Source organism: Methylomonas sp. (assembly GCF_023228165.1).
Lineage (GTDB): Bacteria > Pseudomonadota > Gammaproteobacteria > Methylococcales > Methylomonadaceae > Methylomonas.
In genome coordinates this window covers 90,649-109,999 of sequence record NZ_JALOBS010000007.1, presented here as the reverse complement: position 1 = coordinate 109,999, position 19,351 = coordinate 90,649, and the positions used below count along the sequence as shown (strand labels likewise).

Below are 19,351 nucleotides of genomic sequence, written 5' to 3'. Positions count from 1 at the left end.
GCTGCAAAAAGTCGCCAACTTTACCAAACCGGTGAACACGGCGTTAGGCGTATCACAGTCAGTTCTGTAACCAACCCAAGGAATCCTATGAATCACACACTCAAAAATAAACGTGCACTTGTCACAGGTGGTAGCCGAGGCATTGGCGCCGCCATCGTCAAACGTCTGGCCAGCGAAGGCGCTGACGTCGCATTCACCTATAGCAGCTCGCTCGACAAGGCAAACGATATCGCCGCAGCAGCGCGATCGCTCGGGATCAAGGTGATCGCCATTCAGGCTGATAGTGCCGATGCCAGTGCAGTCGTCTCCGCAGTCGATCGCACCGTGAGAGAATTTGGCGGGCTCGATATCTTGGTCAACAGCGCAGGCGTTTTGGCCATGGGCCCTATCGACACTTTCACGCTCTCAGACTTCGACCGGACGGTCGCTATTAATGTGCGGGCGGTGTTCGTGGCGACCCAGGCGGCGGTCAAGCACATGAAAGAAGGAGGACGCATCATCAACATCGGCAGCTGTAACGCCGAAAGGATGCCCTTTCAAGGTGGAGGAGTTTATGCGATGAGCAAGTCCGCTCTGCAAGGGCTAGTTAAGGGCTTGGCGCGCGATCTCGGAACGCGCGGTATCACCATTAACAATGTGCAGCCTGGCCCGATAGACACGGAGATGAACCCCGACAAGACCGAGTTCGCCGAGATGCTCAAAAAGCAGTTCATGGCGCTACCGCGCTATGGCACAGTCGAGGAGGTCGCGGCGATGGTCGCTTACCTTGCCGGCCCGGAAGCCGGTTACGTCACAGGCGCAAGCCTGACCATTGACGGAGGATTCAACGCCTAGCAGTTCATCAACAGACGCCCAACATGTCGCTCCACCTGACCGCTTCGTCGCTGTGCTTCTCAGCAGCAGGTAAGCTTAGTCTCAGGTGTCGGATGAATCATCCGCACCGGTCACCCATCTGGATCAAGGTCGTTGATGTCGGCGTAGTCAACCGATTCATTCAACACCCCTGGCGCCCTGGCGCCCCACAAAAACCTTGGTTCCGAACCGTGTCCAAAATGTTTATCACAGATCTCATGGTTCTGTTTGTTCAACAGTCCAACCCCAGTGTGGTTCGCGGTTCGGGCGAATGATGTCAATCGATGGCGGACTGCGGCATCCAATCAGAGTCTCATGGTTTTACCAACCCCAATCCTGGCTTACCGCAGTCGCCAAACTTAACTGGCAAACAAGCGTGTCGCATCAAATCGCGTTTGATCTCGCAACATATAATAGGCCGCCCTGGCCAATTTATGCGCCACCGCGCGAATCGCGACGATGCCATTGGTGCGGTGCCGTTTGCGTTCGTAAAACCGTTTCGCCAAAGGCTCGTAGCGAACCGCAAAATGCGCCGCTTCGGAGAACGCCCAGGACAAGTATTTATTGCCACTTTTCGCATTGCCTTCGCCTTTCTTCTTGCCATTGCTGGTTTTCTCGCTTTTAACGCAACGACAATAAGACGCATAGTGGCCTACTTGTTTAAATCGGGTGATATCGCCGGTTTCCAGTAGGATCGTTGTCCCCAGCATCGGTCCGACGCCGGTCATGCTGGTCAGAATATCGTAATCGTCTTTTGGTTTGATCTGTGTCATCACTTTTTGCTCCAATTGAGCGATTTCCTGAGCAATCGTACGGTAAACCCGTAAATGGCTGTCCACGCCTAACTGCGTGGCCTCATCAGGCAGTTCTAGGGTCACGTCCGATTTCTTCAACTGATTGCAACTCAGCCGTATACCGGTACTTCGCCAGATCTGGCTTTGTACACAGATCAATTGTCGACTACCGGTTCTGACCAGTTGCATACGGCGTCGTAACAAATCCCGAATCGCTCGTTGTTCACGCGGATAAATGTAACCGGTTTTCAATAACCCTAAGCGCATTAAATGGGCTAGCCAGAAAGCGTCATAACGATCATCGGTATATTTTAAGCCTTCATATTGCTTGATCCCGGCCGGGTTAACCAGTTCAACCCGGAAGCCTGCCGCCTGCAAACCATCCACTAACCAATACCAGTTAAACGTCGATTCAACGGCAATAGCCACTAGCCGGTCCTGGTACGGTGCCAATAGCGACAAGGTGAGAGATACATTATTACCGATACGCCGCTCTTCAAGTCGTTGGTCATTCTCGTCAATCACCACCACAACGTGGTTATTTGAATGCAAATCGATTCCGCAGTAAAGTGCCATGTCAGTCTCCTCTTGTTTTTCCTCAAACGCCAGTGTAACGCACCGGCGATGGAGGAGGCTGGCTAGAGGATTATCAGAGTAAAATTAAATTTCTACTACACTGCCACTATTGATTAACTTCAGGCAAAACACATGGCGCGACTAGCTATGTAGGGTATGCATCGCATACCGTTTGCAAAAGATAATGATCAAAAAAATGTACGCGGTGCGTACCTACGTGGCTGGTCAATGGTAAGAGTCCTATGCGCAATTTAAATTCTAACCACGCGGTTGATGCGGTTATTGCTGCATCCTACCGGGCTGCGCGCATGCGGGCAACGATGCCGCAGCCAAGCAAGTGGCATTTAATATTCTTGAAAATGGAGTTTTGTTTAAATTTATTGTTATTAAACAATTGTTTATAAAATATAGGGGCTTGAATTATATTTTCTTTAGTTATCGGATTTAGGCGAGTAGAATCCAAAAGGTGTTAATTAGAGAATAGGAAAATAATAATGAAAAAGATCAATGCAGCGGTGATTTTGTTGGGCTTGTCCTTGTGCGTTCCTGCGGTTTATGCGGACATTGCGTTGCAGGCCAAAGACGAAGTGAATGGTTCCTGGAAGCTGGACCACACTAAAAAAAATGCGGATAGCGAGGAAAATCTTAAGCGGGAAGACACCTGGAATTTTAAAGACGGTAAAGTCACTATTTTACATATCCCCCGCGAAGGGGTTTTCTACGATCAACCTCCGGTTAATTACGAAGTGGAAGGCGGAAAATTAAAAATCTCCATTTTAGGCCGGTCCGACAAATATGACGTGTATTCCTTGGTGGAAAAAAACGATAAAAATATGACCTTAAAAGGAAAATTCGGCGATTTGTATTTTTTTAACAAAAAATAAAATAGTAGCTTGGGTTATGGCGAAGCGGGGGTTTCGCCATAACTATCCTATCCCTGCTTGCTGCGTCTATTGTTAATCAATACCAAGCTTAACTACGCTAACGGGTTTTTATGTGCTGATTTTTCTGATATCGGCGATACAGGTCCAGCATGCTATTCAGAGACTCAGGCTGTATGCGGGTAATGGCTTTAACATGAAATAAGTCCAATATCTGCTGTCCGGCAATGCTGTTCGGTAATGCCTGTAGATTGGTGCGGATGGCGTTCGCTTCCACTTCGGGGTTGTTTTTGAACACCAGTATTAACGCCATAATGAAATGAGCGCCGGAGTGATGGACTATTTTGATGCCCTGTTTTACGGCGGGATTGAGTTCCATGACTAAATCGACAACGTGATTCGGCACCAGACAGGCGTCGCTGGTTTTAAAATACACATCCAGCACGGATTGAGACAAGGTTCTGGTGTCTTTGATGGATTTAAAAAAACTGCTGGGGGCTTTATTAGCCTCTTTTTGGATGAGCTGTTGTAAATAAAACCCCATCAATAAATCATCGGCATAAAGGGATAGCCGTTTGCCGGACAGGCTGCGAATATCTTGATAGGCAATGTCATTGTTGACGATTAATACATAATCTTCTTCAAGCTGCTGACCGCGTTGGGCCGCCCATATTTCCTTCTTTAGCAGCGGGGCTAGGCTTTCTTGGTTTTTCAAGTAAAAATAGCTGTTGATCAGACTGTAATTGATTTTGCCTGCTTTGGCTAAATCAAGCATTTCCTGCATGCTGTTTAACGGCATAACCGATAATTCCACGTCGATATTTTTGGTTAATTCCCTGGCCAATATCTGCAGGGCGACTTGTTTGTCGGTGTTGTTTAGTTCCTTTAAACCGGTTTCGATATAAGCCAACGTCATGTGTTTTTCTTGGGCGCACACTGCATTGCCGCACAACCATAGGCCAAGCAGGCACCTCAAGCCAATATTTACGCAACTATTCTTCAACATCCGATTTTGAGTATTAACGATTCAGGGTTAGGTTAATAGGATAGGCGCTTGCGGGGTTTTTAATCTGGTCGCTAGGCGATCGATGACAGCGCGGATAATGGTTGTCGGTAATCGATAATTAATGGGGCATGGTCGCTGAAGCGCTGTTGTTTATAAATGCTGCAGGATACCGCCGTGGCGGCCAGTTGGGGGGTAGCTACTTGGTAGTCGATGCGCCATCCCACATTGTTGTCCCAGGCTTGGCCTCGGTTGCTCCACCAGGTGTAGCAGGCGTCGGTCGCGTCCGGGTGCAGTTTTCTATAAACGTCCACCCAGCCTTGCTCGTCTAAGACCTGTCCAAACCAGGCTCTTTCTTCGGGCAGGAAGCCGGAGTTTTTTTGATTGCCACGCCAGTTTTTTAAATCAGCCTGCTGATGGGCAATGTTCCAATCCCCGCATACCACCACCTCGCGGCCGCTGGCCATCAAAGCCGCCAGATGCGGATAAAATCGGTCCATGACGCTGAACTTCACGGCTTGCCGGTCCGGTCCGCTGGAACCGGAAGGGAGATATAGCGAAACCACCGATAAATTGCCGAACCGGGCCTCCAGATAACGGCCTTCCGCATCTATGTCGGCATATCCCAAGCCTTCAATCACCTCATCGGCGGGCGCTTTGCTGTATATGCCCACCCCGCTGTAGCCCTTCTTTTCAGCGTAATGAAAATAACCGAAATAGCCGTTCGGGCTTTGCATTTGCTCGGTCAGATTGGCGTGCTGTGCTTTCAGTTCCTGTAGACAGATCAGCTCAGCGTGCTGATGCGCCAGCCATTCGTATAAGCCTTTACTGGCGGCGGAGCGGATACCGTTTAGGTTGAGGGAAATAATGCGCATGAGGGTCTTGGTTTAGGTGGTCAGGATAGAAAATAACGGCGGGTATTAGTCTAAAGTTTTGAATTAGACTGTATTTTATACCGAATAACAGCCTGGAAAGTGGCTGATTGCCCATCGCCGACAGGCCAGGCAAGTTGAGGGGTTGCTGGTTGCTGAAGCGCGTGCCAAAAGGCGGGATTATCCGCGCAACCGGGATTTATGCTGGGCTTTTCTAGAGAAGATGTAAAGGCAGAACTGATCATGATCCGTTATCCGGCGTGGCCAAGCGCATTCTGTCGAATAATCGTTGGCGATTCCGCGTGCCGGGCGGGAAATGGGGCGTCGTGCTAGGACTGACGGTAACTTCGCGGTTGGAGACCGGCACGGAAAGCATGGAAAATGGGCTGCAACGGGATTTTTTAATGGCGGAAGGTTGTCATTGCAGGCAGCGTTATTGCACCGCTAAGCCGGTGTCTGCTGCTGAATTCGTGGAACTTTATCTGGCGGACGCAGCTAACGCCGGTTGAGGCAACATACCGGCAGCGGTGTTTTGCGGTTATGGATAGCCAAGCGAATAAATCTTGATTAAAATAGTAGGTAAAAGCATAATCATTTTTTATCAGTTACTTAGAGAGACTTTTATGGCCGATCCTATTGTGTTTACCGATAGTGCTGCAAGCAAGGTTGCAGGTTTGATTCAGGAAGAGGGTAACGATAACCTCAAACTGCGGGTTTATATCACCGGCGGCGGTTGTTCGGGTTTTCAATATGGCTTTACCTTCGATGAAGAAGTTAATGACGACGACACGCAAATTCAAAATGGCGGCGTGACGGTATTGATCGACTCGATGAGCGTGCAATATCTGACCGGCGCCGAAATCGATTATAAAGAAGACCTGACCGGTGCCCAGTTCGTTATCCGCAACCCCAATGCCACCACTACTTGCGGCTGCGGTTCTTCCTTCTCGGCTTAATGAGATAGCGCTGAATCGGCCGGCAGGTTGCCTGATAGAGCTTGCGTTTCCGGACTATACGTTTAGCGTAGCCAATTGATTTCCAGAGCCGTGGCTTCGCCTATCATGCACTCGGCCAAACTGTCCGGCATGCGCATACGATTTTCCGATAGCGGAATACGCCCTGCCATGATTTCCGCCCGCTTTTGCGGGTAGAGCGGAGATTGATTGGGGTCTGCGTAGCCAACAGGAAACAAGGGGCTGTTGTCCGGAGCGTATTTGTCGCTGGCGCCGACGGTATGTAACACTTCGTGAGCGATGACGATATTGTTTTGTTGGTCTTGTTCGATTGCCGCAAAGGCCTGCACCAGCGCGACCAGACCTTTATCCAGCCCCAGTGAATGTTGTAAGCGTTTACCTTTGCCGGCCGCGTGATACTGCACAAATACCCTGATTCTGCGAATGTTGGAGTCCGAGTCCGGGGTGTTTTGATACACCCAATAGCGAAACTTTATTCCCCACCAGATAATGGCCGCATAACCGGCGCTCGGTAACGGTGCCGGCGGCGGTTGTACCGTTACGACCGGTCCCAGTTTGGTCGAAGTCGGTTGCCGGGTAATCAGGTTGTAATCCAGGCTTTGTTCGGCAAAGAAACCATCGATGGAGGCGAATACGCTATCGTCCAGATCGTGGATATAGTCATTGACGGCCGGATGGTCGTTGTCGGCATTGATGGGGTAAATCACCAGCTGTAATGGTTCGGTCCAGGAGCGGGATTTGAGTTTTTGCTGTTGGGCATAAAAGGCCAAGCCGATGAACACGCTGAATAAAATCAGGATGCGGATGATTTTGAATAATGGCATAAACGATAAATCCTCGTTAGCGGTACCGTGCAAATAGTTCGATTCGGCGGATACTTGGCTTACCCGTTGTCGATGAAGCAAGGCAGACAACAAGTGAGTACTAAAGTAAAAAAATCGCCCGGGCAAGCAGCGTTTCATTTAGCATAACAGGCGCTTTTTACAGACAGCCAGTAATCTTCCCGGCTCAACTACCCAAAAAGGCTACGCTGCCGGATAATCCTCAGAGCTTTCACGCTGGATTTTAAGAAAATTTATCGAAGGATAGCCGCGCAAAGCCTGGAACACAGTAACTTAGCAGCATGATGACAACCCGAAGCCAACAATAAAAAACAGGAGCCAGACATGAGCAAAAATATCATCCTGCTTTCCGACGGAACAGGAAACTCCAATATCAAAAAACGCGGAACCAACGTTTTCAAGATGTATGAGGCCATTGATTACAACAAACTGCATGGACCTGCGGATCAGGTCGCTTTTTACGACGACGGCGTCGGTACCCAGGAGTTCAAACCTTTGAAAATAATGGGTGGAGCTTTCGGATGGGGTTTGGCTAGAAACGTCAGGAATCTGTATAAGCGTTTGGTACAGGTTTATGTGCCGGGCGACAAAATATACTTATTCGGCTTCAGTCGCGGGGCTTTCACGATCAGAACCCTGGCCGGCTTAATTACCAATAACGGCATACTGGATAACGACAAATATCCCACCGACGAGGCACTGGAGCTGGCGGTTTTACAACTGTATGAAGGTTACCGAGCACAAAACGCGGCGTTATTGGAAAAAGTGTTTTATACCCCGCTGATGAAAGGTCTGTTCAACGCCTTTGGCGGTCCGGCGCCTGATGTGCATCCGGGCAAGCAAAACCGGCAAATAGAATTCGTCGGCGTGTGGGATACGGTAGACGCCGTCGGCCTGCCGTTCGATTGGGCGACCGACCAATGGGACAAGTGGATATTTCGGTTTACCTTCCCGGACCACGAGTTGCACCCCAATATCAAGCAGGCCTGTCATGCGCTATCCATCGATGACGAACGGTTAAGTTTTCATCCTTTGTTATGGCGGCAGGAGCCGCGAATCGAGCAGGTCTGGTTTCCCGGCGTGCATTCCAACGTCGGCGGCGGTTACCCGCAACAAGGGATTTCGCTGGTAGTCTTGGACTGGATGATCAACAAAGCCGAAGCGGCCGGCGTGCAATTTATCCCTTATCAAAAAGCCTTTGTGCAGGACCAAAAATTCGCCTTGGACAAGCTTTACGATTCCCGGTCGGGAGTCGGCGTGTATTATCAATATCAACCGCGCGACATTGCCGACGATTGCCGGCAAAACAATATCGACATTCCCCAAATTCATGTCAGCGCTTTCCAGCGGATTGCCGATGGTGTTTTCGGCTACGCGCCGGGAAATCTGCCGAATAATTTCCAGGTGGTCGATAATGACGGGCCCCATCCCAACTCGGCCGCGATACTGGCTACCGTTAATCCGGCCGGGCCGAGTAGCGTTTTAACACCGTTGCTGCTGGAAGCGGTCAGGGGCGACATTCGCAAGCGGCATGGCATTTATTATACCTTTCTGGCTTATTCCGGCTTTGTGTTGTATCGGCTGATGCAGGACGATATTCAGAAACAAGGATTTCTATATGCATTGCGACAATTGGTTGCGCCGGACAGTTTGCTGGAAAAATTAGGTAGCCTGTTGTGGTCGGAGGCCTGGCTGACGGGGATAGGTTTGATCATTGTCGGCGTTGCCGTCAAGGCGCGCGGCGGCATGGCCAACAAATTCTCGGTATTTTGGTCGGACAAACGGACAAAAATCCAAACGCTGCTCTAAATTGCGCGACCGTACCCGCCAAGCAGGGCCGAAGTGGCTATATTGGCGGGGCTATTGCTCCGGCACAAATTTGTAACTGCCTTTACGAATGTTGATAAACACCAGTTCCGGCAGGCTCATCAACAGGCCGCGCGCGCCGTTATGTAGCCCATCGCCGGCGTCGAACGGGAGTTGCAGCAAGCCCCAAAGACTTTGACCAAGACCGGTCAGCAGGTTGAAAGCGCCGAATAGCGGTCGCGCCAACACGCTGTCGTCGGTAAAAAATAGAAACGCCGCATCGTCGGGATTGTATTGGTACAGCTCGGCGGTCAACAGATTTGATTCGCGGGCAAACACCCAGGGGGCGAATTCCTCGGCATATTGTTTGGCCAATCGTTGCTGGCGCAACGACGGTAACAAGCGGATTTGGCTGGCCGGGTTTTGCTGGCTCAGACTGGCAAAAGCCACGAAGGGAATCACCTGCAGGACGGGATTCAGTCGGCCGCCCAGGATCTGTTCAGTTTCCGAACCCAAAGCTAGATTGATGCCGTGGAACAGTTCGGTCACGCAATTTCGCGATAAAAGTTCATAGGCGTACTGTGCTTGCAAGGCCCCGGCCATGGTCGCGGTGCGCTGTTGGGCGGCCTGCAAGGCCAGTTGCAGTTGTCGGTCGGATAAGTTTGGAATGATCCAGGCCGGCAGCGGTAACGGTTTTAAAGGCAAGCGCTGCTGGCCTTGGTAACGCAGGGTCTGTCGGGTCCGGCTAGTTTGCCATTCCCGGTATTGATTGGCGGCGATTTCCAGATCGGTATAGCCCGCGTCATCCAGCGCTGTTTCGATGCTTAAGGCCTGCCAACGTTGATGCCAGAGCCGTTGAGTCGCCAGAAATTTTTGCTGCATGGCCTCGGCTTGGCTAGTGTATTGCTCGGTGTCAATCGTCGTAGCCAGTGGCTCAAAGTCATCCAGAAAAAACCAGCGTCCACTCTGCAGGCTTTGCTCTATGGTTACCAAACGAGCCAAGCTTATCAGCAGCGCTTGTCCCCAATCCGGGCGGTTTGAGGTTAGCAAGACGTTTGCGCTTTGCAGTAGTTGTTGCTGATAGCGTTGCAAGCTTTGCCGTTGGTTGTTGTCCAGTCGTCCATCCGGGGACTCAAGCGCATGGCAGGCATCGACGGCCAAGGGTTTTGCCGTTCGCAACACTTGAATGGCCAAGGAGGCGTTAACCAAATCCAGATAGCGTTGCGAGAAGCCGTAGGTGGACGGCCGGTTTTGCGGGTCGGTCTGTGACGGCGACAAGCGTTGAATCGACTCGGTCAGCTCGCGGCTACGTTCGGTTAAATACTCGGCTCCGTGCCGTTGCCGCAACGCGCCCAGTACGTTGTCGGCCGCCGCTTGGGTTTGGCAGGCGCCGGTAATGGGTGGCGTTTGGTCAAAGTCGCTGGCGTTGTAGAACAGCCCGGCCGCGGGCAAACTTAACCGAGGGTGGGTTTGCGGCGTGGTTTGAGGTGGCGTTTTCAGGTTTATAAACCAGTCCAGCAAGCGCGTATCGTTTTCCAGGGTTTGCAGCTGTTTGAATTGCCTATCCTGCTCCCAGAATTGCCGCTTGAAGTAATCCTGCAACACCGCAAAGCTTTCGTCGGCGACCGCGATATCGGCAACCCGCAGCGTACGGTTTTGCAAGTAACGGTAATCGAAATCGAAGCCGGCGCTGTCGTCTTTGGTCAGGCGTATCAGGCCGTCCCGATATTGGTAATGGAAAACCGTATCGTCCAATTGCAGCGCGGCATGCCCGCCGCTGGCCGTGCCTTCGTTGGCTTCGATATACAGATAGTGCAAGGTTTTGGCATTGGCGTTGCTAAACAACAGCAACGCCAACAACCCGGCCAGCTTTTTCAAAGCTTATTTTTGGCTGATGTAGCCGTCCTGAATCTGCTGCATTTTCTCGCTGTCGCCGTCGGCGAAATTTTTCTTGAAGGTTTCATAGCCCACACCCTCGATATTGGCTTTTTTCAAGGCTTTACCGATGGCCTTATAGGTCAACGGATCGGATTCCCAGTCGTTGATACCGTGCTGGTCGGCAATTTCGGCCAGGCCTTTTTGAAAATCGTTATAGTCGGTTACATCGGACGACGATTTGAGATAGGCGTAGGTATAGTCCAGTACATCGGCCTGGTATTTTTTGCTGTCTCTGGATGAGGATATTGAGGACGGCGAAGATGCCAAATCGGAACTGGATTCCGAACTATGCGAAAACGAACAGCCATTCAAGGCTAGTAACAAACATAATGGTGGGACGGATGGTAGAAACGCTTGATAAGCAGACATGATGGCTTCCCGGGAAAGTGATCCAATAAACTTTCATGATAAAGATATTTACCGCTGTTTACCTAACATTATTAACATCTTTTACTGTTCCAATACGCCGGCGGATGTTTCCGGCCGGGCTAAGCCGGAAACCGCAGCTTTCGCCCATTCTCAACGGCAAGGCCGATAGCGGGCCATGTCCTCGGCAAACTCGACGGGCCCGGCATAAAATTCCCGAATCTTGGCCAGGGTTTCGGCTTCGCTGCCGGTTGTGCGCTGCATGCGATGGGACAGCAACAGGCGTTTGACGCCTGCTTCGGCGGCGAGTTTGCCTATTAACGAGGGCGGCATGTGTAAACCGAGGGCCGCCGGGCCGGCGTGTTCCGGAACGGCATGGTGGGCGATCAGTAAGTCGCTGCCGCGGGCCAAATCAGTCAGGGCCGGGCCTGGACGATTGGTGTCGCCGCTAAAGGTAAGAGAACACCCGCCGGATTCGATCCGCCAAGCCAATGCAGGCAGCGGTCCGTGCGGTACACTGACCGCGCGAAGGGTAATCTCGGGCGACAATTTTATCGCATAGGCGTGATCGGCTTGCGGTTTGACGTCGACCGGTTTGAGTTTGTAGGCGGAGGTTGCCGTCGGCGTCAGATATTCGTTTAGATAGCGGTAAACGCCCTGTTTGCCGAACAGGCCTTGGACGAATTCCGTGGTGGACGGCATCAGGGCGTTGCCGACCGGGCCGTATACCGGCAAGTCCCTATTCCGGCCGCTGAAGTAAGCCGCCTTGATATAGGCCGGCAAGTCGGCGCTATGATCGACGTGAAAATGGCTGAACAATACCGCGTCGATGTCGTTGAAATTTGCGCCGCTCGCTTCGAAATGCAAGCTGCTGCCCGGCCCCGTATCCAGCAATATGCTGGCTTTGCCATCCAGGCTAAGCAAATAAGAGCTGGACGCGCGCCGGTCCGACAACTCCGGCCCGCCGGAACCCAGCACTTGTAACCGCAGTGTCTGCGTATCCGCAAAGACGCCGCCGCACAATAACCCGCAAAGCAAGGCTGTCAAACATACTTGCCGGGGACGACGATGATTTTCCGCGTGTATCGTTTTCATGGCGATTACTCCTGCAAGACTGTTGCTTGCGTTAAAACTGCCGACCAACAACGTTAGCTACAAAACCATAGCGCAATCGAACGTGTCAACCTCAACCTGTCGATACTTACGGTTGTTATCGTCGCTTTAATGGCCCTAATACTTTAGAAGATAGCGTGGTTCGATAAATACGTCGCAAATTACCCTGCAACCCAGCCGGTTTGAGACGGTTCGATTCGGTAATCTTATACGGCGGTTATTCCATAAAAGCCTGCCAGATTCTGTCCACTTGCGCGCGCAGTTCAATGAACTCGGCATCGCTGGCGGTGGCACTTTCACCCTGCAACACTTGATGATGGCCGTAGTTGCGATAGCTAATATAGGCTTTTTTTAGTAGCGCGGCGTCATCGGCATTGATAAAGCCGTGCGCGGCCAAACCCTGCAGCAAACGTACGTTGTCGGTATAGGTGGCCAGAGCGGGGTTGTTGGCGGTTTCGGCCAACACACCGTATTGCACGATAAACTCGATATCGGCGATGCCGCCTTTACTTTGTTTCAAGTCGAACGTACCGGAACCGGAGCTGTCCAGATGTTCGCGCATTTTTTCCCGCATCTCCCGCACTTGTTGTTTCAAGGCCCCCACATCACGCGGCAGGGACAGGATGCGGGTTCGGATGGTTTCGTATTCGGCTTTAATCGCCGGATCGCCGGTTACGAAGCGGCCCCTTACCAGGGCTTGGTGTTCCCAGGTCCAGGCCTGGTCGCGCAGATAGTTTTCGTATTGATTAATGTGGGTGACCAGCAAACCGGAGTCGCCGTTGGGCCGCAGCCGCAAGTCGCACTCGTATAAGACGCCGGACAGCATTTTGGTATCCAGAATGTGACGTATCTTTTGCCCCAGCCGCAAGTAAAACTGGCCGCTGTTGATGGGTTTTTCGCCGCCGGTCATGGCATTGCCGTCCGCGCAGTCATATAAAAACACCAAATCCAGATCGGACGCGTAACCCAGTTCGATACCGCCGAATTTTCCGAAGGCGACAATGGCGAAACCGCCGGCTTTATCGGCTTGGGTGCCGGGCGGGCAGCCGTGTTTGTCGGTGAGTATCCGCCAGGCTCGTTCCAGTACTTGTTCCAGAATGGCTTCGGCGATCCAGGTTAAATAATCGCTGACTATCATCACCGGCACAACGCCCATGATATCGGCGGCAGCCACCCGCAACAGATTTTGATGCTTAAACTGGCGCAAAACGATCATGAGCTGTTCGCCGTCGCCATTGTCGACTTTGTCCAGTTCGCGCTGCAAATCCCGGCATAAATCGGCTTTTTGCAGCGGTTCGAACAAGCTGCGCGGATCCAGCAATTCGTCGAACAAAATCGGATACTCGGCCATGAATTCGCAAATCCAGGGGCTGGCGGCCGCCAGGGTGATCAACAAGGTGAGCGCATCGGGATTTTCGACCAACAAGGATAAGTACACATTCCGACCGGCCACTGTTTCGAATAAGCGCAAAATGCGGTTCAGGGTAATGTCGCGGTTTTCGACGTAAGGCACCCGGTCGATTAACAGCGGCATCACTCTGTCCAGCACGCCGGCGCCCTTGCGGGTCATGCGTTTGACATGGTGTGAGGTTTTGAAATCCTGCAAGGCGGTGTAAATGGCCTGCGGGTCGGCAAAACCGTAATCGACCAAATTTACCAGGGATTGTTCTTCGTCGACGCCGGTCCAGATCAGCCGGGCGGCTTGATGCTGATTATCTTGTTCGCTGAGTGAAAACACTTGGTCGAAGATGGCTTGAACGCTGTGGCGAACCTTATCCAGTTCCTGTTTGAAACTGTCCCAGTCTTCAAAGTCCAGCGAATAGGCCAGAATCTCCTGTACCAAGTCTTGCTGCGGCAAATCGTGGGATTGCCTATCCTGATATTGCTGGATGTGGTTTTCCACCCGGCGCAGGAAGCGATAGGCGAATTTCAGGCTGGCCACGTCGTCCTCCCGCATTAACTCCAGCTCGTCCAGCACGCTAAGTATCACCTGAATTTCGCGCTGCTGTAGCGCGTGTTCCTGGCCGCCGCGGATCAATTGAAAGGCCTGGCCAATAAACTCCACCTCGCGGATACCGCCGGGGCCGAGTTTGATGTTGTCCAGCCGATCCTTGCGTTGTAATTCCTGCATGATCTGGAATTTCAGGGAGCGCAGCTCCTCGAAGGCGCCGTAATCCAGGTAACGCCGGTACACGAATGGTTTGATTAATGCCGCCAACTGTTTGCCGGTTTCGAAGTCGCCGGCCACCTGGCGGGCTTTAATCATGGCGTAACGTTCCCATTCGCGGGCCTGGGTTAGATAATAGTTCTCCATGCCGTCGAAGGTCATGATCAAAGGACCGCTGTCGCCGAAGGGACGCAGACGCACGTCGGTACGAAACACAAAACCGTCCATGGTGGTTTCGTCCAGCATTTTGATCAGCGAGCGACAGATACGAGTAAAAAATTCGCCGTAACTGATTTCTTTTTTCTCGGTCAGCAGGCCATCTTCGGCATAAGCGAAAATCAGGTCGATATCCGAGGAATAGTTCAATTCCCAGGCACCCAGTTTGCCCATGCCCAGCACCACGATATTAAACGGCGTGCCGTTGCTTAATCTGGGCGTGCCCCAGCGCTTGCAGGCTTGTTGGTAGAAAAAATCCAGCGCGGTTTGAATGCAGGCCTCCGCCAGGGCGGTCAAGTCCGTCAGGGTTTCATCCAGGTCCGACCAGCCGGCCAGATCGCGCCAGGCGATGCGCACCATTTCCCGGCGGCGGAATTGCCGCAACTGTTTGGCCAAAGCGGCTTCGGTGTCGGCGGGTTTATTTTGCAAATCAGGCCGATAACATTGATTGCGGTTACTGGAAAATAAGGTACCGCTCGTCACCAAGTCAGGCAACAGGCCGGGGTCGCGGAGCCAGCTTTCACGGACAAATTGACTGCAGCAACAGACTTTCAATACCGAATTGGCAAAAGTGTCGTCGGCAAAAACGGTCAAATCAGCGGCTGATAATTTTTCATCCAGTTGCCGGCAAATGGATTCGGCAAGGCTATGCAGCGTATCCGGAAGATGCACTCGATGTTGTGACAACAAGGTCTGAAGGCTCATAGGCAATATCCATACGAATAAGTGAATGCCTAATCATACCTAAAACGCGGCGGAGATGATTTGTTGTTCCGACTCGGATAGTGTTCGCTTCGCGCCAGGGCATCGGCCAACATGAACCGAGGGTTCGGTTTTTAAAGATGACAACAGCAACGCTGAAAGCCTTGAATAGCCGGCGCATTTAAGTAATGATGGCTGCAACCCGGCCAGCCAGTTTAGATTTAGCCTGTGGTATCTTCATAATTTTTCAGAGTTAGCTTCCGCCAAGCCGATATCCATGAAAGCAAATAGCATACCAAGAATTATTGCCATAGGGACATCGGCCGGGGGATTGGAAGCGTTGGAACAATTCTTTACTCCTGTTCCAGCGGACTGCGGAGTTGGTTTTGTCGTCATTCAACATCTTGACCCCACTTACCAAGGTATTCTGCCGGAGTTGTTGCAGCGCTTGACGCCGATGAAGGTCGCCCAGGCCGAGGACGGTGTAAAGGTCAAGGCCGGCTGCGTCTATGTGATTCCTTCCAATAAGGATTTATCCATTGCCCAGGGCAAGCTATATTTGCTCGATCCCGTCGCGCCACGCGGTTTGCGGCTACCCATCGATTTATTCTTCCGGGCGCTGGCGGACGATCAGCATGAGCGAGCCATTGGGGTGATTTTGTCGGGTATGGGGTCCGACGGTACGCTGGGTTTGCGTGCCGTCAAGGAACATGCAGGACTGGCGCTAGTGCAAGCGCCGGATTCCGCTAAATTCGATGCCATGCCGCACAGTGCGATTGATGCGGGATTGGCGGATATTGTCGCGCCTGCGGACGCACTTTGGGAGAAAATAGCCGTCTGCCTCAAGCAAAGTCGACGCGGCGGGTATGCGCTTGCCGAACCCGTTTTGGCGCTTAAGTCGCAAAGCGCGCTGGAACAAATCATCGTATTGTTGCGCGCACGCACGGGCAACGACTTTGCCTACTACAAGAAAAACACCCTTTATCGCCGTATCGAACGGCGCATGGGCTTGCATCAGATCGACGCCATTTCTCACTATGCGCGGTATCTGCGCGAAAACCTCCAAGAGCAGGATCTGTTGTTCAAGGAACTGCTGATCGGTGTTACCAATTTCTTTAGAGATACTGTGGTATGGGAGCAACTTAAAAGTCATGCCATCCCGGCATTGCTGGCCGAATATCCCAAGGGCAAACAGTTACGGGCTTGGGTATCGGCCTGCTCGACCGGCGAAGAGGCTTATTCGCTGGCCATGGTGTTTAAAGAAGTCTTAACCCAAAGCAGTCTTGAGCACCGCTTCAGATTGCAGGTTTTTGCCACCGATCTCGACGCCGATGCGATCGAAAAAGCCCGACAAGGCTGCTATCCCGCCGCCATCGCCGCCGATGTTTCGCCGGAGCGGCTCGATCGTTTTTTTGTTGCCGAAGGCAATGGTTATCGGATCAGCAAGGAGATCCGCGAAATGGTGATTTTTGCCCAGCAAAACATCATCATGGATCCGCCGTTCACCAAGCTCGATCTGCTCTGCTGCCGGAATCTGCTGATTTATTTAGATGCGGCGTGCCAGAAGAAGCTGATGCCGCTGTTTCATTATGCGCTGACCGCGCATGGGATTTTGTTGCTCGGCAATGCCGAGACGATCAGTAATTTTACCGACTTGTTTACAGTCATCGATAGCCATTCGCGGCTGTATCGTCGCAGCGATCACGCTTTGCCCTATGCGGATATCGAATTCCCGCCCAAATACTTTCCCGTCGCCGCCATGATCCAGTCAGACATCTCCGCACCCAAAACCATCCTGAATATGCAACATCAGGTAGAGCAGTTGTTATTGCTGCACTATTCGCCCGCCGCGGTATTGGTCAATGCCGAAGGCGATATTCTGTATATTCACGGTCGGACCGGAAAGTACCTGGAACCCGCCGCGGGCAAAGCTAATTTGAATATTTACCCCATGGCCCGCGAAGGATTACGCCATGAACTTCCCAACGCTCTCAGACTGGCCCAACAGCAAACCGAAGCGGTGGTATTGTCCGGCTTGACGTTAGGTACCAACGGCGGCAGCCAAATAATCAACCTTACCGTGCAAGCTATCGACATACCCGAAACCTTAAAGGGTATGCTATTGATCACATTTACCGATGTGGCAACGCCGAAATCCAGAAAACGCGGCTCGCACTCGCCGAATGTCGAACTGCAGGCCGCACTGGACGAGTTGCAAAAAGCTCGTGAAGAAAACCAAAGTCTGCGGGAAGAAGCACAATCTTCCCAGGAAGAACTTAAATCCTCGAATGAAGAGTTGCAATCGACCAATGAAGAATTGCAATCCACTAACGAGGAATTGACCACTTCCAAGGAAGAAATGCAGTCCATGAACGAAGAATTACAAACCGTGAACGCCGAGCTGCACGCTAAGGTGACGGATCTGTCCTGGGTAAACAACGACATGAAGAACCTGCTCAACAGCATGGAGATTGCCACGGTTTTTCTGGACAATAAGCTCAATATCCGTCGCTTTACCAGCCATACCACGCATCTGTTCAAACTGATTGCCGGGGATCTGGGGCGGCCGCTGTCCGATATCGTCACCGATCTTGATTATCCGCAATTACATCAGGATGCGCAGGATGTGCTGAGCACCCTGGTGTTTGTGGAAAAACAAGTCAGAACTCGCGACGACCGCTGGTTCAAGGTGCGGGTCATGCCGTACCGAACGCAGGACAATGTGATAGACGGCGTGGTGATTACCTTTATTGATATAACCGAAACCAAAAAACTGGAAGCGCAACTGCGGGGGCGGTAGGCATGAAAAAAACAGATGCCGCAAATCACCCGGATGCCGTGCCCGACAGCGCGGCATCGCAAAGCGATACTCAACAAAAAGCAGTAACGCTAATCGAAGATCCGTTCGCGCCAATGCAATCGACGCAGGCTGAACAACTGCGTGTCAAGGCCGAGACTACCCTGCAAAAATATTCAAAATCGGTTCCGAGGATATCCGGTTCGCCTTCGCCGGAAACGGCGCAGTGGTTGTTCCACGAGTTGCATGTACACCAGATAGAACTGGAAATGCAGAACGAGGATCTGAAACAGACCCAAATAGCCTTGGAAACGTCGCGAGCGCGCTATTTCGCTTTGTATGATCAGGCGCCGGTTGGCTATCTTACTTTGGATGAGCTGGGCGTGATTCAGCAGGCCAATCTGACGGCCTGTCGGCTGCTGGGGGTATCGCGCAGTGCTTTGATCGAGCGGTCCATTACCGATTTTATTCGTGCCGCCGATCAGGATCTATACTACTTGCACCGTAAGCAGTTGATGACTAGCGATTTGCCGGGGGTTACCGAGTTACATTTATGCAAGGCGGACGGCGTTGAATTCTGGGCCAGGTTGGAAACCAATCAAACCAAAGCGCTAGAAGGCCGGGAGGTGTTTCGCGTCGTGATTAGCGATATCACGCTAAACAAGCAGTCCGAACAGCTGCTATTGGCGGCCAAACTGCAAGCGGAAACTAATGAACGCTTGAAATCGGAGTTTATAGCCAACATGAATCACGAGATACGCACGCCGATGAACGCCATTGTGGGTATTTCCGAGTTGATAATGTGCCAGGATGTATCGCCGAAAGTGCATCAATACCTGGAATACATGAGCAGCGCCACCCATAATTTGCTGGATATCGTCAACAATATTCTGGATTTATCGAAAATCGAATCGGGTTGTATGGCTATCGAAACAGTGCCTTTCGAGCTGGCTGAGATGCTGAATAACCTGCGTGGCTTGTTTGCCTTGCAAGCCCTGCAAAAGCAGCTGGCATTCACGCTTGAAGTTGGCGCCGATATCCCTAAAAGCCTGGTCGGCGATGGGCGCATTATTCAGCGGATTCTGAGCAATCTGCTTGGTAATGCGATTAAATTTACCCAGCAGGGCGAGATACGGCTAAGGGTGGAGATGCTTGAAGCAAAAACGGATCTGGTGGTTCTGGAATTTAGCGTGGAAGACAGCGGTATCGGTATTTCCGCGCCGGATGCAGGCAAGCTATTCCAACCATTCAGTCAAGTCGACGGTACGATTTCGCGTCGCTTTGGCGGTACCGGGCTCGGTTTAGCCATTAGTCAGCGGCTATTGCAGCTGATGAATAGTCAGTGTTGTGTTAGCAGTATCCCAGAGAAAGGGAGTCGCTTTAGTTTTAAATTGACCCTAGGCGTCTAGCCGATATCCCGGCGTGGTCATCGCAACATTGTCGACCATGATG

At 51.8% G+C, this 19,351-nt stretch carries 15 protein-coding genes; 7 read left to right on the top strand and 8 right to left on the bottom strand.

Annotated features, from left to right (window positions below):
* Positions 1 to 87: 87 nt before the first annotated feature.
* Positions 88 to 834 (top strand): 3-oxoacyl-ACP reductase family protein, encoded by a 747-nt coding sequence (locus M0R33_RS06955; protein WP_292567004.1) that lies wholly within the window; start codon positions 88 to 90, stop codon positions 832 to 834.
* A gap of 377 nt (positions 835 to 1,211) precedes the next feature.
* Here M0R33_RS06955 and M0R33_RS06950 read toward each other — a convergent pair whose 3' ends face one another.
* Positions 1,212 to 2,222 (bottom strand): IS110 family transposase, encoded by a 1,011-nt coding sequence (locus M0R33_RS06950; protein WP_292567001.1) that lies wholly within the window; start codon positions 2,220 to 2,222, stop codon positions 1,212 to 1,214.
* 494 nt (positions 2,223 to 2,716) lie between these two features.
* On the opposite strand from M0R33_RS06950, the gene M0R33_RS06945 reads away from it, so the two are divergent.
* A complete protein-coding gene (locus tag M0R33_RS06945; RefSeq protein ID WP_292566998.1) occupies positions 2,717 to 3,106 on the top strand; it encodes a lipocalin family protein in 390 nt (129 codons plus the stop codon).
* Between the two features lie 97 nt (positions 3,107 to 3,203).
* Here M0R33_RS06945 and M0R33_RS06940 read toward each other — a convergent pair whose 3' ends face one another.
* Positions 3,204 to 4,019 (bottom strand): PhnD/SsuA/transferrin family substrate-binding protein, encoded by an 816-nt coding sequence (locus tag M0R33_RS06940; RefSeq protein ID WP_292566996.1) that lies wholly within the window; start codon positions 4,017 to 4,019, stop codon positions 3,204 to 3,206.
* A 161-nt stretch (positions 4,020 to 4,180) separates the two neighbouring features.
* A complete protein-coding gene (locus tag M0R33_RS06935) occupies positions 4,181 to 4,981 on the bottom strand; it encodes an exodeoxyribonuclease III (RefSeq protein ID WP_292566993.1) in 801 nt (266 codons plus the stop codon).
* Between the two features lie 257 nt (positions 4,982 to 5,238).
* Here M0R33_RS06935 and M0R33_RS06930 point away from each other — a divergent pair, with 257 nt between their 5' ends.
* Together M0R33_RS06930 and erpA are read left to right on the top strand one after the other, a co-directional pair.
* Positions 5,239 to 5,487, top strand: coding sequence for a hypothetical protein (locus M0R33_RS06930; protein ID WP_292566990.1), 249 nt, complete (start codon positions 5,239 to 5,241; stop codon positions 5,485 to 5,487).
* 114 nt (positions 5,488 to 5,601) lie between these two features.
* On the top strand, positions 5,602 to 5,934 hold the full coding sequence (erpA, locus tag M0R33_RS06925) for an iron-sulfur cluster insertion protein ErpA (protein ID WP_292566987.1): 333 nt from the start codon (positions 5,602 to 5,604) through the stop codon (positions 5,932 to 5,934).
* A 62-nt stretch (positions 5,935 to 5,996) separates the two neighbouring features.
* On the opposite strand, the gene M0R33_RS06920 is transcribed toward erpA, so the two are convergent.
* Positions 5,997 to 6,866, bottom strand: coding sequence for a hypothetical protein (locus M0R33_RS06920; protein WP_292566984.1), 870 nt, complete (start codon positions 6,864 to 6,866; stop codon positions 5,997 to 5,999).
* Positions 6,867 to 7,118: 252 nt separating this feature from the next.
* Here M0R33_RS06920 and M0R33_RS06915 point away from each other — a divergent pair, with 252 nt between their 5' ends.
* Positions 7,119 to 8,603 (top strand): DUF2235 domain-containing protein, encoded by a 1,485-nt coding sequence (locus M0R33_RS06915; RefSeq protein WP_292566982.1) that lies wholly within the window; start codon positions 7,119 to 7,121, stop codon positions 8,601 to 8,603.
* A 51-nt stretch (positions 8,604 to 8,654) separates the two neighbouring features.
* Here M0R33_RS06915 and M0R33_RS06910 read toward each other — a convergent pair whose 3' ends face one another.
* The 4 genes from M0R33_RS06910 to glnE all read right to left on the bottom strand — a co-directional run bounded on the left by M0R33_RS06910 (position 8,655) and on the right by glnE (position 15,105).
* Positions 8,655 to 10,478, bottom strand: a complete 1,824-nt coding sequence (locus M0R33_RS06910; RefSeq protein WP_292566980.1) for a hypothetical protein — start codon at positions 10,476 to 10,478, stop codon at positions 8,655 to 8,657.
* Positions 10,479 to 10,481: 3 nt separating this feature from the next.
* The gene (locus M0R33_RS06905; RefSeq protein ID WP_292566977.1) at positions 10,482 to 10,907 is read right to left on the bottom strand and encodes a putative lipoprotein; all 426 of its coding nucleotides are present in this window, start codon (positions 10,905 to 10,907) and stop codon (positions 10,482 to 10,484) included.
* A gap of 150 nt (positions 10,908 to 11,057) precedes the next feature.
* The gene (locus tag M0R33_RS06900; protein ID WP_292566974.1) at positions 11,058 to 11,999 is read right to left on the bottom strand and encodes an MBL fold metallo-hydrolase; all 942 of its coding nucleotides are present in this window, start codon (positions 11,997 to 11,999) and stop codon (positions 11,058 to 11,060) included.
* A gap of 235 nt (positions 12,000 to 12,234) precedes the next feature.
* Positions 12,235 to 15,105, bottom strand: a complete 2,871-nt coding sequence (gene glnE / locus M0R33_RS06895) for a bifunctional [glutamate--ammonia ligase]-adenylyl-L-tyrosine phosphorylase/[glutamate--ammonia-ligase] adenylyltransferase (RefSeq protein ID WP_292566972.1) — start codon at positions 15,103 to 15,105, stop codon at positions 12,235 to 12,237.
* 274 nt (positions 15,106 to 15,379) lie between these two features.
* Between glnE and M0R33_RS06890 the strand changes: the two genes are divergently transcribed.
* Both M0R33_RS06890 and M0R33_RS06885 read left to right on the top strand, forming a co-directional pair.
* Positions 15,380 to 17,902 (top strand): chemotaxis protein CheB, encoded by a 2,523-nt coding sequence (locus M0R33_RS06890; RefSeq protein WP_292566969.1) that lies wholly within the window; start codon positions 15,380 to 15,382, stop codon positions 17,900 to 17,902.
* A 2-nt stretch (positions 17,903 to 17,904) separates the two neighbouring features.
* Positions 17,905 to 19,308, top strand: coding sequence for a PAS domain-containing hybrid sensor histidine kinase/response regulator (locus M0R33_RS06885; RefSeq protein ID WP_292566967.1), 1,404 nt, complete (start codon positions 17,905 to 17,907; stop codon positions 19,306 to 19,308).
* Positions 19,309 to 19,351 lie beyond the last annotated feature (43 nt).

What these genes read in the sequence shown, in the direction of transcription:
- M0R33_RS06900 (WP_292566974.1), bottom strand. Translation starts at nt 11,999, where the DNA reads ATGAAAACGATACACGCGGAAAATCATCGTCGTCCCCGGCAAGTATGT.
- M0R33_RS06940 (WP_292566996.1), bottom strand. Translation starts at nt 4,019, where the DNA reads ATGACGTTGGCTTATATCGAAACCGGTTTAAAGGAACTAAACAACACC.
- M0R33_RS06905 (WP_292566977.1), bottom strand. Translation starts at nt 10,907, where the DNA reads ATGTCTGCTTATCAAGCGTTTCTACCATCCGTCCCACCATTATGTTTG.
- M0R33_RS06950 (WP_292567001.1), bottom strand. Translation starts at nt 2,222, where the DNA reads ATGGCACTTTACTGCGGAATCGATTTGCATTCAAATAACCACGTTGTG.
- M0R33_RS06915 (WP_292566982.1), top strand. Translation starts at nt 7,119, where the DNA reads ATGAGCAAAAATATCATCCTGCTTTCCGACGGAACAGGAAACTCCAAT.
- M0R33_RS06890 (WP_292566969.1), top strand. Translation starts at nt 15,380, where the DNA reads ATGAAAGCAAATAGCATACCAAGAATTATTGCCATAGGGACATCGGCC.
- glnE (WP_292566972.1), bottom strand. Translation starts at nt 15,105, where the DNA reads ATGAGCCTTCAGACCTTGTTGTCACAACATCGAGTGCATCTTCCGGAT.
- M0R33_RS06935 (WP_292566993.1), bottom strand. Translation starts at nt 4,981, where the DNA reads ATGCGCATTATTTCCCTCAACCTAAACGGTATCCGCTCCGCCGCCAGT.
- M0R33_RS06945 (WP_292566998.1), top strand. Translation starts at nt 2,717, where the DNA reads ATGAAAAAGATCAATGCAGCGGTGATTTTGTTGGGCTTGTCCTTGTGC.
- erpA (WP_292566987.1), top strand. Translation starts at nt 5,602, where the DNA reads ATGGCCGATCCTATTGTGTTTACCGATAGTGCTGCAAGCAAGGTTGCA.
- M0R33_RS06885 (WP_292566967.1), top strand. Translation starts at nt 17,905, where the DNA reads ATGAAAAAAACAGATGCCGCAAATCACCCGGATGCCGTGCCCGACAGC.
- M0R33_RS06955 (WP_292567004.1), top strand. Translation starts at nt 88, where the DNA reads ATGAATCACACACTCAAAAATAAACGTGCACTTGTCACAGGTGGTAGC.